At 64.4% G+C, this 13,364-nt stretch carries 11 protein-coding genes; 4 read left to right on the top strand and 7 right to left on the bottom strand.

Annotated elements, in window-relative coordinates:
- The first annotated feature begins 26 nt into the window (after positions 1-26).
- Positions 27-1,925, top strand: a complete 1,899-nt coding sequence (locus FNZ07_RS18905) for a potassium transporter Kup (protein ID WP_091018656.1) — start codon at positions 27-29, stop codon at positions 1,923-1,925.
- Positions 1,926-1,965: 40 nt separating this feature from the next.
- On the opposite strand, the gene FNZ07_RS18900 is transcribed toward FNZ07_RS18905, so the two are convergent.
- The 4 genes from FNZ07_RS18900 to ppa all read right to left on the bottom strand — a co-directional run bounded on the left by FNZ07_RS18900 (position 1,966) and on the right by ppa (position 5,111).
- Positions 1,966-3,471 carry a carbohydrate porin gene (locus FNZ07_RS18900; RefSeq protein ID WP_091018658.1) on the bottom strand — a complete coding sequence of 502 codons (1,506 nt, stop codon included), beginning with the start codon at positions 3,469-3,471 and terminating at the stop codon, positions 1,966-1,968.
- 107 nt (positions 3,472-3,578) lie between these two features.
- A complete protein-coding gene (locus tag FNZ07_RS18895) occupies positions 3,579-3,782 on the bottom strand; it encodes a hypothetical protein (RefSeq protein WP_091018660.1) in 204 nt (67 codons plus the stop codon).
- Positions 3,783-4,136: 354 nt separating this feature from the next.
- Entirely contained in the window at positions 4,137-4,397 is a 261-nt protein-coding gene (locus FNZ07_RS18890; RefSeq protein ID WP_091018662.1) for a hypothetical protein, read from the bottom strand.
- A gap of 186 nt (positions 4,398-4,583) precedes the next feature.
- Positions 4,584-5,111, bottom strand: a complete 528-nt coding sequence (gene ppa, locus FNZ07_RS18885) for an inorganic diphosphatase (RefSeq protein ID WP_091018664.1) — start codon at positions 5,109-5,111, stop codon at positions 4,584-4,586.
- Between the two features lie 173 nt (positions 5,112-5,284).
- On the opposite strand from ppa, the gene FNZ07_RS18880 reads away from it, so the two are divergent.
- From FNZ07_RS18880 to FNZ07_RS18870, 3 genes are all read left to right on the top strand, one after another.
- The gene (locus FNZ07_RS18880) at positions 5,285-6,724 is read left to right on the top strand and encodes an aldehyde dehydrogenase family protein (RefSeq protein ID WP_091018666.1); all 1,440 of its coding nucleotides are present in this window, start codon (positions 5,285-5,287) and stop codon (positions 6,722-6,724) included.
- Between the two features lie 56 nt (positions 6,725-6,780).
- The gene (locus FNZ07_RS18875) at positions 6,781-7,539 is read left to right on the top strand and encodes an SDR family oxidoreductase (RefSeq protein ID WP_091018669.1); all 759 of its coding nucleotides are present in this window, start codon (positions 6,781-6,783) and stop codon (positions 7,537-7,539) included.
- Positions 7,540-7,697: 158 nt separating this feature from the next.
- Positions 7,698-9,017, top strand: a complete 1,320-nt coding sequence (locus tag FNZ07_RS18870; protein ID WP_091018671.1) for an MFS transporter — start codon at positions 7,698-7,700, stop codon at positions 9,015-9,017.
- A gap of 78 nt (positions 9,018-9,095) precedes the next feature.
- On the opposite strand, the gene FNZ07_RS18865 is transcribed toward FNZ07_RS18870, so the two are convergent.
- Genes FNZ07_RS18865 through hemC form a run of 3 tightly spaced genes read right to left on the bottom strand, consistent with a single transcriptional unit; the run spans position 9,096 to position 13,359 of the window.
- Positions 9,096-10,286 (bottom strand): heme biosynthesis protein HemY, encoded by a 1,191-nt coding sequence (locus tag FNZ07_RS18865; RefSeq protein WP_091018673.1) that lies wholly within the window; start codon positions 10,284-10,286, stop codon positions 9,096-9,098.
- A 2-nt stretch (positions 10,287-10,288) separates the two neighbouring features.
- Positions 10,289-12,376 (bottom strand): fused uroporphyrinogen-III synthase HemD/membrane protein HemX, encoded by a 2,088-nt coding sequence (gene hemDX, locus FNZ07_RS18860; protein WP_091018674.1) that lies wholly within the window; start codon positions 12,374-12,376, stop codon positions 10,289-10,291.
- Positions 12,376-13,359, bottom strand: coding sequence for a hydroxymethylbilane synthase (gene hemC / locus FNZ07_RS18855; RefSeq protein WP_091018676.1), 984 nt, complete (start codon positions 13,357-13,359; stop codon positions 12,376-12,378). The genes hemDX and hemC overlap by 1 nt, the downstream gene beginning before the upstream one ends.
- Positions 13,360-13,364 lie beyond the last annotated feature (5 nt).

The following is a 13,364-nucleotide window of genomic DNA, read 5'->3' as shown; positions in this document are numbered from 1 at the left end:
CGTCTACCTCCGACCTCCGACGCCCTATGTCCTCTTCCTCGATCCGTGCCGCAACGCCCGCCACCCAAGCCGCACCCGGTCTCGTACTGGGTGCGATCGGTGTGGTCTTCGGCGACATCGGCACGAGCCCGCTCTACACGTTGCGCGAATGCCTGAAGGCAGCGGGCGGCATTAGCCAGACCAATGTGTTCGGCATCGTGTCGCTGATTCTCTGGTCGATCATCATTGTCGTCACGCTGAAATATGTCAGCTTCGTGATGCGCGCGGACAACGAGGGCGAAGGCGGCATCCTTGCGCTCACCGCGCTCGCATCCGGTGTCGCGCCGCAACGGCTACGCCATCTGCTGCTGACCCTGGGTGTATTCGGTGCGGCCATGTTCTACGGCGACTCGATGATCACGCCGGCAATTTCGGTGATCTCCGCCGTCGAAGGCGTGACGCTCGTCGATCCCAATCTCACCGCGTGGATCGTACCGATCTCACTGGTCATCCTGACCGGGCTGTTCAAGATCCAGAAACGCGGTACAGGTGCGGTCGGCAAGGTGTTCGGGCCGGTGATGGTGGTGTGGTTTCTGACGCTGGCCGCGCTCGGTATCCTGCATATCGTCACGCACGTGAGCATCGTGCGCGCGGTGTCGCCGCTCTATGCGTTGACCTTTGTCTCGCATGCGCCGGGCACCGCGTTCGTCGTGCTCGGCTCGGTGTTTCTCGCGCTGACCGGCGGCGAGGCGCTGTATGCCGATATGGGCCACTTCGGTAAACGCCCGATCCGCGCCGCGTGGCTCTTTCTCGTCCTGCCGAGCCTGATCCTCAACTACTTCGGCCAGGCCGCGCTCGTGCTCGAGAGACCGGCGGCGGTCGCGCAGCCGTTCTTTCAATCGGCGCCGGGCTGGGCGCTGATTCCGCTCGTACTGCTGGCAACGGCCGCCACCATCATCGCGTCGCAAGCGGTGATTTCGGGCGCGTTCTCGATGACCAAGCAGGCGGTCCAGCTCGGCTTCCTGCCGCGTATCCCGGTCGTCCATACGTCGACGCACGAGATCGGCCAGGTGTATGTACCGTTCATCAATATCACGCTGTATGCGGCGGTCGTGTTTCTCGTCGTGTTCTTCAAGTCCTCCGACAATCTGGCCGCGGCCTACGGAATTGCCGTCGCCTCGACCATGCTGCTCACCACCCTGCTGATGTACTTCATCACGCATAACCTGTGGCACTGGAAGCCGCTCGCATCCATCGCGGTCGTCGGTCCGCTCGCGCTCGTCGATGCGGTGTTCGTCTCGAGCAATATCGGCAAGGTGCTCGATGGCGGGTGGTTCCCGCTGCTCGCGGGCGGTCTGCTGTTTACCGTCATGACCACCTGGTACAAGGGTCGCGAAACGCTCGTCGAGAAAATGAAGAGCGATAATCTGCCGCTCCCCGGGCTGATTCGCTCGCTATGCGACAGCAGCCACGCGCCGCCGCGCGTCAACGGTACTGCCGTGTTTCCGGGAGGCGTCGCGGGTATGGCGCCGACTGCGTTCCTGCACAACCTGAAGCACAACGGCGTGATGCATCAGACCAACATCTTTCTGGCCGGCACGACCGACAACGTGCCGCATGTTCCGAACGACCGCAAAGTCGTCGTGGAAGACCTTGGGCACGGTTGCTATTCGCTCGTGGTGCGCCACGGCTTCATGGAAATTCCCAACGTCCCCGCGATACTCGAACTCGCGAAAACGCAGATGCCGAACTGGCGGTACGAGCCCGCCGATACGTCGTTCTTCCTCGCGCGCGACACGATTCTCGCGACCGGAGCAAGCAAGGCGATGCCGCTCTGGCGCGAGAAGCTGTTCGCGTTTCTCGGTCGCAATGCGGCACAGGCAGCCGAGTACTACAGCTTGCCGGCCAATCGCGTGGTCGAACTGGGTGGTCAGATCAACATCTGAGCGGGCTGGTGCGCGCGAATGCTTCACGCGCACCTTCGGCTCAGAAAACGATGTTGGTCCGCAAGCCCACCACAGCTTCGTTGCCGACGCGTTGCGCCGGATTGTCCGGATTCGGAATACCGCCGGCTGGCCGGAATGCGTACTGAAAATCGGCCTGTAGCTGCCACCACGGCGTGACCTGATACAGGTACGTCGCCTCGATCACCGTTTCGGCACTACGCGACGGATAACCCGGTGTAGCAAGTGCGGCGGTATCGCTTGCGAGATCGCGTGCATGCGAGCCGATCTGCGCATAACCGATGGCGAGTCCAGCGACGTCGTTGTCGCGTCCATTGAACGGTGCCTTCAGCGTCACGCCCGCATTCACGCCGAAGTCGACGGGATTGCGATCCCCCGGCGCGCCCATGATGCGCGCGAACACACCAACCGATCGCGGGCTGTCAGCCGACGGACGCCACACCATCTGATCGGCGACTGCGTAGAAGCTGTAGTCGCCGCGATGACTACGCGCGATCCCCGTGCTGTCGGGACTCGCAAGCGATAGACCGGTGTTGTCGAAGCGCTGGTCTGCAAAGCGCTGCGTGTTGTACCAGATGCCCAATTTGTAGGTACCCGGCAATCCTGTCGGCTGCGGGTCCGATGCATTCGCGGGCGCCGCGTTAAGCGCGTACTGGATCTCGCCGATGAAAAGTGCTCCGTTGTGCAGATTGAAGTTGGTGCCGTGGCTGTTCTGTTGCTGCGGATCGCCCACATCGCTGCCCGCGGGATTGCCGTCGAAGACACCAGCCAGCACGGTCCACGAATCGGACGGCTTCACGCGCACACGCGCACCGAGCGCAGAAAGCGGATAAGCGGGCCCGCCTGCGGGCAGATCGACCGACGGCAGCACGGGCCAGCCGAAGGTCGCATTCATGAAAGTGTTCGCGTACTGGCTCACCATGAATTCCTGGTCGAGACTCTGCTGACCAACCTTGACGTCGATCTTGCCCGCGAGCAGCGACTGCTGATACCACAGCTCCCACAGACGCGTCGTATCGTTGGCTTCGATGCCGCTCGCGCTCTGTAGCGTCAGCAGATTGCGCTGGGTCAGGTTGGTGCCGTGTATCTGCAGGCCGGATACGTTGAAGGTCCCGCCTGGCAATCCAAGCGCTTTCGCGGTGTCGACGACGACGCTGAACTGCGTCAGTCCGTCATAAGCACCACCGCGCCTGACGCCACCGGACAAGTTGTTCAGATACTCGCTGGTTTCCTGCAGGTTGAACGTCACGCCGTAGTTGCCGAGCCGCGGTCGTAGTCCACCCATGTCGCCGAACAGGTTCGAGCGGTCCCAGAATCCGGTCGGGGCTGGAGTCGATGCGGCTGCGGATGTGTCTGTGCTGGCAGCAGTGGCAGCAGGCTGCATGGACGACGAATTGTCGGCCTGCCCAGGCACAGCAGACGATGCGGTCTGCGCGAATGCCGACGGCGCGATACCGATCGACAGCAGGACAGTCAGGCCAGCGGGAACACCGGACTGCAGCAGTGTGGTCTTGAGTTTTTTCTTCATGAGAAGTCGCGACAAGGTTGTGTGACACGAAGAGCGTTTCGTCGACGGATGCGACGTGCGAGATGCAGCAGCTACAACGGAGCAGCAAGGCGGTAGCGCCGCCCTGCTCAGGAGAACCACCAGCTCAGCCGCATTGCGCGACTGAGTTCACTGCCGACCTGGGAAGCCGACAGCATTGCGACCAGAGCGATCGCCACGAGCGTGGCGGCGAGAATGATGCAAGCCGCCGGTGTGAAGGAAGGACGAACCGGCGCGACGCGACACACCCGACGCACCATGCAAAACGGCACAACAAACGCTTTGACGAACATAAGCTCACTCCCGTCCAGCCCGATAAAACGGGCGACGTGTGAAGACGTGACGGCACCTCGCAAGAGACCTTGCGACAGGCAGTCGAACAGAGAGAGCGTGCTACGGACAGACCGGCGTAAGCCAGTCAGTGATGAAGCGCGCTAACCCGACCAGGGGCGAGTTAGCGGCGAAGGAGTGTACCTGCGGTCGCTAGCTCGCGGATGTTGCGCCGGCACAGGCCGGCATCGGACTTCCACTACTGGAACACTCGTCCACGAGGGACTCCTTAGAATGAGACGGGCGGATTGTATTCGGCGGATGCACGAAACCGCAAGTAAAAAAGTGATCAAGATGTCGCACTGCGAAACTTCGCGTCAATCTCCGTCGCCGCCCTCGACTTCCTTGCGGTCCCGGCGTTCTTCGTTGCCCCGGCGAGCACGCAAACGCTGACGCGACAAAACGGTGATGACCTCACGAGTCGATGCGCCGGGTGGGATCTCGTTACGGATGATGTTCGGCACCATCGGCAGGCCCGCCTGCTGCCTGCGCACGGCCTTGGCGATCGCCCGCCGGCACTCCTGCCCGTGGCAATCCCATTCGTCACGAATCTTTTCGCAGTAACGGCACCTGTTCATGGCGATTAGTCTAACTGCAATCGCGGCGGGTCTGCTTTGGGCAGGCCGCGTAGTGAATCGACCCCGCAAATACAAAGAGGCAAGCCGGACGGCCTGCCTCCTTCCCGATTGCCTGCTTGCCGGTCGCCGCCGTCGCCCGCTCAAACCGGGCAACAGCGGCTTCCTGCAACCTGCATTCGCCCTACGTTACTTCTTGTAGTTCGCGACGCCTTCGGTGATTTCCTTGTGCGCGGCATCGATGTCCGCCCAGCCCTCGACCTTCACCCACTTGCCCTTCTCGAGCGCCTTGTACTGCTCGAAGAAATGCTTGATCTGGTCTTTCAGGTACTGCGGTACGTCGTCGAGCGACTTCAGGCTGGCCGTCATCGGGCAGACCTTGTCGTGCGGCACGGCAACCAGCTTCGCATCGACGCCGGATTCGTCGGTCATCTGCAGCATACCGAGCGCGCGGGCGCGCACCACGGAGCCCGCCAGCAGCGGGAACGGCGTGATCACCAGCACGTCGACGGGGTCGCCGTCGCCGGACAGCGTTTGCGGAATGAAGCCGTAGTTCGCCGGGTAGCGCATGCCGGTGCTGATGAAGCGGTCGACCACCAGCAGGCCCAGGTCCTTGTCGGCCTCGTACTTCACCGGGTCGCTTTGCGCCGGAATCTCGATGATGACGTTGAAATCTTGCGGCAGGTCTTTGCCTGCGGGGACGTGACTAAAGCTCATGAGCGCTCTCAGATCAGGGTGGAATTCGGAGGAAGGCACGCGACGCGGCGAACAGGGGTGCTGCTGCGCGGCCGGGAACAATGGAATGCGCCATTATAGCCAATCGGCCGATGGCATCCGCCGGACGAACGGCGCGATAATGGCCGTGGCCCGCCTTTCAGCAAGGAGCACGCATGGAAGAAGCAAAGCACTTCATCGGCAACGAATGGGTGTCGCCCGCGGGCGGCGAGACGCTGCCGGTGCTCGATCCATCGGATGGCCAGACGTTTGCGCGTCTCGCGCGCGGCAATACGGCCGACATCGACGCCGCGGTGCAGGCCGCCCGGCGCGCATTCGAAGGCCCCTGGGGAGCGGCCAGCGCCGCCGAGCGCGGGCGCGTGCTGCAGCGGCTGTCGCTGCTCGTCGCCGCCCGCCACGAGGAACTCGCGCAACTCGAAGCACGCGACACCGGCAAGCCGCTACGGCAAGCCCGCGCCGACGCCGCTGCGCTGGCGCGCTACTTCGAGTTCTACGCCGGCGCCGCCGACAAACTGCACGGCGAAACCCTCCCCTATCAGGCCGGTTACACGGTGCTGACGCTGCGCGAGCCGCACGGCGTCACCGGTCATATCGTGCCGTGGAACTACCCGATGCAGATCTTCGGCCGCAGCGCCGGCGCGGCGCTCGCCGCGGGCAACGCATGCGTCGTGAAGCCCGCCGAAGACGCCTGCCTGTCCGTGCTGCGCGTCGCGGAACTCGCCGCTGAAGCCGGTTTACCGGCCGGCGCGCTGAACATCGTCACCGGCTTCGGTCACGAAGCGGGTGCGGCCCTCGCGCGCCATCCCGGCATCGATCACATCTCGTTCACCGGCTCGCCCGAAACCGGCAAACTCGTCACGCAGATGGCTGCCGAAAACCACGTGCCCGTGACGCTCGAACTCGGCGGCAAGTCGCCGCAGATCGTCTTCGCCGACGCCGACCTCGACGCCGCGCTGCCCGCGCTCGTCTCCGCGATCGTGCAGAACGCGGGACAAACCTGCTCGGCGGGCAGCCGCGTGCTGATCGAACGCAGCATCTACGAACCACTGCTCGACCGGCTCGCCACGGCGTTCCAGGCGCTGCGCGTCGGACCGTCGCAGGCGGATCTCGATTGCGGACCGTTGATCAACGCAAAACAGCAGCAACGTGTCTGGGACTTCCTGTCCGATGCGCAACACGACGGCATCGCGATGGCGGCTCATGGTGAGGTGGTAGCCGAGGCGCCGGAAAGCGGCTTCTACCAGGCGCCGACGCTGCTGCGCGATGTCCCGCCCACGCACCGTCTCGCTCGCGAGGAAGTGTTCGGCCCGGTGCTCGCGGCCCTTCCCTTCACCGACGAAGCCGAAGCGCTCGCGCTCGCCAACGGCACGCTGTACGGGCTCGTTGCCGGCATCTGGACGCGCGACGGCGCGCGGCAGTTTCGTGTGGCGCGGCGCGTGCGTTCCGGCCAGGTGTTCATCAACAACTATGGCGCGGGCGGCGGCGTCGAGTTGCCGTTTGGTGGCGTGGGCCACTCCGGTCACGGGCGCGAGAAAGGCTTCGAAGCGCTATACGGCTTCACGACTTTGAAGACGATCGCAATCCGCCACGGCTAGCGCGGCTGGCCACAGTACAGCGACGCAGCGACATCATCACAAAACAGGAGACACCCATGCGGTTGACAGGTAAAACGGCGCTCGTCACAGGTGGCGGTTCTGGCTTCGGCGAGGGCATCGCCAAAACCTATGCGCGCGAAGGCGCGAACGTCGTCGTCAACGATCTGAACGGTGCGGCGGCAGAGCGCGTAGCAAGCGAAATCGCGCTCGCCGGCGGCAAGGCCATCGCGGTGACCGGCGACGTCACGCGCGCCGCCGACTGGCAACACCTGCGCGACGCCGCACTCGAAGACTTCGGCAGCGTACAGATCGTCGTCAACAACGCGGGCACCACGCACCGTAACAAGCCGGTGCTCGACATCAGCGAAAGCGAATTCGATCGCGTCCTGGCCGTGAACCTGAAAAGCATCTACTGGAGCGTGCAGACGTTCGTGCCGTACTTTCGCGAACAGGGCGGCGGCGTGTTCGTGAACATTGCCTCCACCGCCGGCGTGCGGCCGCGGCCCGGGCTCGTCTGGTACAACGGCAGCAAGGGCGCGGTCATCATCGCGAGCAAGACGCTCGCCGTCGAACTCGGCCCCGACCGGATTCGCGTGAACTGCGTGAACCCGGTGATCGGCGAGACCGCGCTTACGTCCGAATTCATGGGTGTCGAAGACACGCCGGAGAACCGCAAGCGTTTTCTCGCCGGCATTCCGCTGGGCCGCTTCTCGACGCCGCAGGACATCGCGAACGCCTGCCTGTATCTGGCGTCCGACGAAGCGGAATTCATCACCGGCGTGTGCCTCGAAGTGGATGGTGGACGCTGCGTCTGACGCGGCTGCGCGATGTACGAGCGGACCATCTCATGCGTCGCGTCGCAGCTGTGCTCGGTGTTTCCCCTCGGTCAAATAACGCGCCGGCACGCGCCAGGCGCGACTAGAATCGCGAACGGCACCAAGGCTTTCAATATGTAAAAAATAAGGAGACAACGATGTCCAGACCAGCGAGTCCGCTTCCCCATCCCGGCGCAGGGGCGCCGCCTTCCAGCTTCGAAGAGGCAACCTACCGGAAGGTCTCGAAGCGGCTCGTGCCGCTGCTGATGCTGTGCTACGTCGTCGCCTATCTCGACCGCGTGAACGTCGGCTTCGCCAAGCTACAGATGACCACCGACCTCAATCTCTCCGATGCGGTCTACGGTCTCGGCGCGGGCATCTTCTTCCTCGGCTATTTCGTCTTCGAGATTCCCAGCAATGTGATCCTGCATCGTGTCGGCGCGCGCGTGTGGATCGCGCGGATCATGGCGTCGTGGGGCGTGGTCTCGATGCTGACGATGTTCGTCACCACGCCGACGATGTTCTACGTGATGCGTTTCCTGCTCGGTCTTGCCGAAGCGGGCTTCTTCCCTGGCATCATCCTGTATCTGACCTACTGGTATCCGGCGAACCGGCGCGGGCGCATGACCACGTGGTTCATGACGGCGATCGCGCTGTCGGGGGTGATCGGCGGGCCACTGTCGGGCTACATCCTGAAGACCTTTAACGGCATGAACGGCTGGCACGGCTGGCAGTGGCTGTTTCTGCTCGAAGGCATCCCGTCGATCCTGGTCGGCGTGCTCGTGTTCTTCGTACTCGACGACCGGATCGCCAAAGCGACCTGGCTCACCGACGACGAGCGCGCGCTGCTCGAGCGCAACATCGCCGCCGAAGATGCCGAAAAGCACGATATGCCCATCGGCGCCGTGCTATCCAGCGCACGCGTCTGGCTCATGAGCCTGATCTATTTTTCGTTCGTGATGGGGCTATACGGCGTGAGCTTCTGGCTACCGACCATCATCAAGGCCACCGGCGTGAGCGACTCGCTTCTGATCGGTCTGCTGTCGGCGATTCCATTCGCGGCCGCGGTGATCGCGATGGTGCTCGTCGCGCGCAGCGCCGACCGTTCCCGCGAGCGACGCTGGCACGTCGCGCTGCCGGCACTGGCGGGGGCGATCGGGCTGGTGCTGTCGGTGGCCTGGGCGCACAACACCGTACTCGCAATGACTGCGCTCACGCTCGCGACGATGGGCATTCTCACCACACTGCCGCTGTTCTGGAGTCTGCCTACGTCGTTCCTCGCCGGCACCGGTGCGGCGGCAGGCATCGCGATGATCAACTCGCTCGGCAATCTGGCCGGCTTCCTGAGCCCGTATGCAGTGGGCTGGCTCAAGCAGGCGACGGCCGCCAACGATTCGGGCATGTATATGCTCGCTGCTTTCATGATTCTGGGCGGTCTGCTGGCGGTGAGTGTGCCGGCGCGGCTCGTGAACAAATAAAAAGTAACAAGCGCAAGAAAAAAGCCCTTGCAGCAACTGCAAGGGCTTTCGACACAACAACCGGCTAGCGCCAAAAAATCACACCACGTTCATCGCCAGCGCACTCTCGCGATAGTGCTGGCTCGCCTTGTCCGCATCGCCAAGCTGCTCATGCAGACGGGCCAGCGCACGATGCGTGCGGATCTTCAACGGTTCGTTGTCCGCGATCTTCAACGCGGCCTCGAGGAACAACTGCGCCTTGCCCCACAACTGCTGATGCAGACACAGGCGACCGAGCGCGAACAGCAGATCGGCATCGTCGGGGCGATCGTTCTTCCACCCTTCGGCTTTCTGGATCAGCGGCAACGCATCGCCACCCGCGGTCTCTGGATAGCGGCGCAGCAGACGCGCATCCCAGTTCTGCGCAAGCGCCTCTTCGACGATCTTGCGCGCATCCTGCGGACGGTTCAGCGCGATCAGCAGCTCAGCCGCGAGATCGGCGAGACGCGGCGAGTGCCGCTCCACCGGCGTCAGCGAATGCCACAGTTCGAGCAGCGCATCGGCGTTGTGACGACGATCGCGCAACAGGTTTTCCGCCGCGAGTTGCCGCAGACGCACGGCCACCGCCGGATGAATCGCCTCGCGCTTTTCGAGCGTCTTGACGAGCTTCAGCACTTCGCTCCAGTTCTTCAACTGCTGCTGTGCACGCAGTGCGATCTGCTGCGCGTGAATGCGCCGGCCGCCCTGCGATTGCATCTCAGTGAGCGCCACAAGCGCACCATCGGCATCGCGCGCATCGGCACGCATGTCGGCGGTCGCCATCAGACGTGCGTCCTGCCAGTCGGCTCCTTCGATCTGCGCGAGCCACTCGTCACGGCGCGCGTACTCGTGCATGCGGTGCGCGGCGTTGGCGGCGATCAGGCCGGCCGCGCCCTTGTTGTCGCCGTTCGCCAGCGAGTCGCGAGCGGACTTCTCAGCCCGCGAGAAGCGGCCCGCATACAGATTGCCGATCGCGTCGCGCAGCGCCGCATGCGCCTTCGCAACGCGCGATCTCGCCCGGTACGCCGCCACGCGCTGCGGCATGCGCCAGATGTTGCGCACGATACGCAGCAGCGCATACACGAGAATGAACAGCACGATCAGACCGACGATAAACAGGTTCAGCGAAATATCGACCCGATACGGCGGATAGACGAGCAGCACCTGCCCTGCGTCGAAGCGTCCGGTGATCGCGAGCACGACCGCGATCGCGAACAGGAAGGCCAGCCAGATGAGTCCCCGGAGCGCCATGATTAACCCCGGCTATGGTATTGGTGAACGGCCTGCAAGCTCGTGCTCAGATCCGGCAACTGAACAGCCGCCGAACCATCGTCGACCTCCTTCACGAGACCGCGCACTGTCTGCGTTGCCTTCGACGACGGATCGAAGTAACGCGCGAGCGCCGCATCGGCGGCATGCAGATCGGACTTGAGCGTCGTCTGGTTACGCGAGAGCAGCGCAAGCCGCGCCGACAGCAAGCGCAGCTTCAGGTTCTCACGCAGGAAGTAGCCCTGGTCGGGCGCGACGAGCATCGAGTCCGCATGATCGAGCCGGCGCACCTGCACGAGGCTCGTCAACTGTTCGCCGACGCCCGCCGAAAACTCCTTCCACCACACTTTCCAGCGCGGCTCGCCGGTGGCGGCCGCGACCTTCGCGGTGTCCCCAGGTACCGGCGCATGCGGCGTGGCGTGCACAATCGGCGCTTCGCCCGAGAGCGGCAGCGTATCGACCTGATCGATAGCGTTATCGAGCTTGATCGCGAGCCCGGTCAGATCAGTGGACGGTGCGGACTTCAGCTTGTCGATGTCCTGCGCGATCGCCTTGCGAACCAGCAGTACCTGCGCACCATCGGAGGCCGCGAGCCGCGTGTCCGCACTTTGCAACGCGAACAGCGCGAGCTGCGTGTTGCCGGTCAGTTGCAACTGCTCGCTTGCGCTCGAGAGCATCTGCCCGACTTCGGCGAGCGTCCAGTCGTCGCGGTTGCGCGCGAGATCCGCATATTGTTGCTGCAGCGCCTGCTGCGAAGTCTGCGCATCGGCGAGCTTGCCTTCGAGCTGCGAGATCTGCGAGTCCATCTGATGCACGGTCGCGACCGCCTGCTCGGTCTTCACGCGCAGCTCGCTGGTTTGCGTGTCGTTGGCCTGCTGGCGCTGCGTCAGTTGCTGGTCGAGCCGGATCACCTTGCGGTTCAGCGCAAACGCCCCGACGCCCGCCGCACACGCGATCACCACGACGACAAACCACAGCAGCGGCCCGCTGATGCTGCGCCGCTGCGACTGCGCTTCATAGGGCGTAAAAGGGGGATTCGGCGGCAACGGGGGGGTTGCGGCCGGCTGGGGAGAGGCGTTCGTGGAAGCGTTCGAATCAGTCATGCGTGAATGAGCCCATGAGTGAGCCTGTGATTGAGCCGGAGTAGTCGAAGTAGCCGCTACCGGTTGAACGACGGAAGCTGCGGAGGCAAGCAGGGTGCGCGCAATGCGGTCGGTACCCGCGCCGGACACCGTAATGCTATCAAAACCAAGTCCCCGCGCGGTTTCCGCGATGCGTGGGTGGGGTGCGACGAGCGCAGCGTGCTTCAGTTGAACGAGTTCGTCGGCGGTCAGATGCTCCTGCGCCAGTTCGATCAGGTTGCGCACGCCCTCCGAACTCGTGACGAGCCACGTATGCGGGTCACCCGCGAGCAGCGCATGCACGCGCGCCCACGCGCCGATGGGCGGCTCCGGCACGAGGCGCCGGTACGCGGCGACCGTGTCGACGGTCGCGCCCGCTTCGCGCAGCCGGTCGGCAAGCCATTCGCGGCCGCCGTCGCCACGCACGATCAGCACGCGCCGACCTTCGAACGCACGCTCGCCAAGCGCCACTTCGAGCGAGGCGTACAGCGCTTCGGAGTCGAAGCGCGCGTTGTCTTCATCGGTGGAAGCAGCCGGGCAGATCACGGTGCAGGACGGTGCTGCGACGCCGTGGCGCGCCAGCGCCGCCACACTGCCCGGCCCGACTACGCCGACCGGCAATGCATGCGGCCAGATCGCGTTGTAGCGGGCGAACGCGTGATCGACGGCGTTCGGCGAGACGAAGACGACCAGCACGTATTGTTCGAGCGATGCGAGCGCGGCGCGCAGCGGCGCATCGTCGACCACGTCGGCGATCTCGATCAGCGGGAAGTCGAAGGTCGCGATGCCAGCCGCAGCGAGTTGCGACGCGAGCGGGTTCGCCGCTGTATCACCCTCGCCGGTCGATACGTTGGGTCGTGTCAGGACAACGGTGAACGGCGACGCAGCCTTCTTAGCCGCCGCGTCGGGCGCGGCGCCTGTGGTTGGGTCGGAAGCACGGTCGGCGGTCATCAGGTATCGGCCGGCTTGCCGCTCGCGATGCTCAGCGCACGGACGATATCGAGCGCACCCTGGGTCACGAGCTGGCCCGCGACCTCGTTGCCCAGCTCAAGCGCCGCGGCAACCGTCGCCGCCGGCGACGACGCATGCGCGTGCAGCACGCGCTGCCCATCGGGCGTCGCCACGATGCCGCGCAGATGCAGCGCACCGTCGTGCCACATTGCGTACGCGGCGAGCGGTACCTCGCAACTCCCGCCAAGCGCGCGCGACACCATCCGTTCGGCCTCGACGGCGAGCGACGTATGCTCGTGATGCAGCGGCGCGAGCCATGCCGCCAGATCGGCGCGGTCGGCGCGAATCTCGATGCCGAGCGCGCCTTGTCCGGCCGCGGGCAGGCAGTCCTCTGGATCGAGCCATGCGGTGATGCGCTGCTCGAGGCCGAGCCGCTTCAGCCCGGCGGCGGCAAGAATGATCGCTGCGTAATCGCCGCGATCCAGTTTGCCGAGCCGCGTGTCGAGATTGCCGCGCAGCGGCTTCACGACAAGCTGCGGGTAGCGCGTGCGCACCATCGCCTCTCGGCGCAGGCTCGACGTGCCGACCACACTACCGGCCGGCAGCGCAGCAAGCGAATCGTAGCCGTTCGACACGAACGCATCGCGCGGATCCTCGCGCTCCATCACCGTCGACAGCGCAAAGCCCGGCGGCAGTTCCATCGGTACATCCTTGAGCGAATGCACCGCGAGATCGGCGCGGCCGTCGGCCAGCGCGTTCTCGAGTTCCTTGACGAACAGCCCCTTACCACCAACCTTCGACAACGTGCGATCGAGAATCTGATCGCCGCGTGTCGTGATTCCGAGGATTTTTACGTCGCAAGATGGATATAATTTGTGCAGCGCACACTGCACGTGTTCGGCTTGCCACATCGCGAGGCGGCTCTCGCGTGAGGCAATGACCAGCGTATGGGGGGGCGGCGCGGAAGGCGTCTCGGAATTCATTCCTG

The sequence above is a fragment of the Paraburkholderia megapolitana genome (genome assembly GCF_007556815.1).
In the GTDB taxonomy this organism is placed as follows: Bacteria; Pseudomonadota; Gammaproteobacteria; order Burkholderiales; family Burkholderiaceae; genus Paraburkholderia; species Paraburkholderia megapolitana.
The sequence above is the reverse complement of the archived record's forward strand: the minus strand, read 5'-3'. Positions and strand labels throughout refer to the sequence as shown.

Bases quoted from the DNA above. Each gene is read 5' to 3' on its own strand.
- hemDX (WP_091018674.1), bottom strand. From the start codon at position 12,376: ATGACCGCCGACCGTGCTTCCGACCCAACCACAGGCGCCGCGCCCGAC.
- FNZ07_RS18865 (WP_091018673.1), bottom strand. From the start codon at position 10,286: ATGGCGCTCCGGGGACTCATCTGGCTGGCCTTCCTGTTCGCGATCGCG.
- ppa (WP_091018664.1), bottom strand. From the start codon at position 5,111: ATGAGCTTTAGTCACGTCCCCGCAGGCAAAGACCTGCCGCAAGATTTC.
- FNZ07_RS18880 (WP_091018666.1), top strand. From the start codon at position 5,285: ATGGAAGAAGCAAAGCACTTCATCGGCAACGAATGGGTGTCGCCCGCG.
- FNZ07_RS18890 (WP_091018662.1), bottom strand. From the start codon at position 4,397: ATGAACAGGTGCCGTTACTGCGAAAAGATTCGTGACGAATGGGATTGC.
- hemC (WP_091018676.1), bottom strand. From the start codon at position 13,359: ATGAATTCCGAGACGCCTTCCGCGCCGCCCCCCCATACGCTGGTCATT.
- FNZ07_RS18900 (WP_091018658.1), bottom strand. From the start codon at position 3,471: ATGAAGAAAAAACTCAAGACCACACTGCTGCAGTCCGGTGTTCCCGCT.
- FNZ07_RS18905 (WP_091018656.1), top strand. From the start codon at position 27: ATGTCCTCTTCCTCGATCCGTGCCGCAACGCCCGCCACCCAAGCCGCA.
- FNZ07_RS18895 (WP_091018660.1), bottom strand. From the start codon at position 3,782: ATGTTCGTCAAAGCGTTTGTTGTGCCGTTTTGCATGGTGCGTCGGGTG.
- FNZ07_RS18875 (WP_091018669.1), top strand. From the start codon at position 6,781: ATGCGGTTGACAGGTAAAACGGCGCTCGTCACAGGTGGCGGTTCTGGC.
- FNZ07_RS18870 (WP_091018671.1), top strand. From the start codon at position 7,698: ATGTCCAGACCAGCGAGTCCGCTTCCCCATCCCGGCGCAGGGGCGCCG.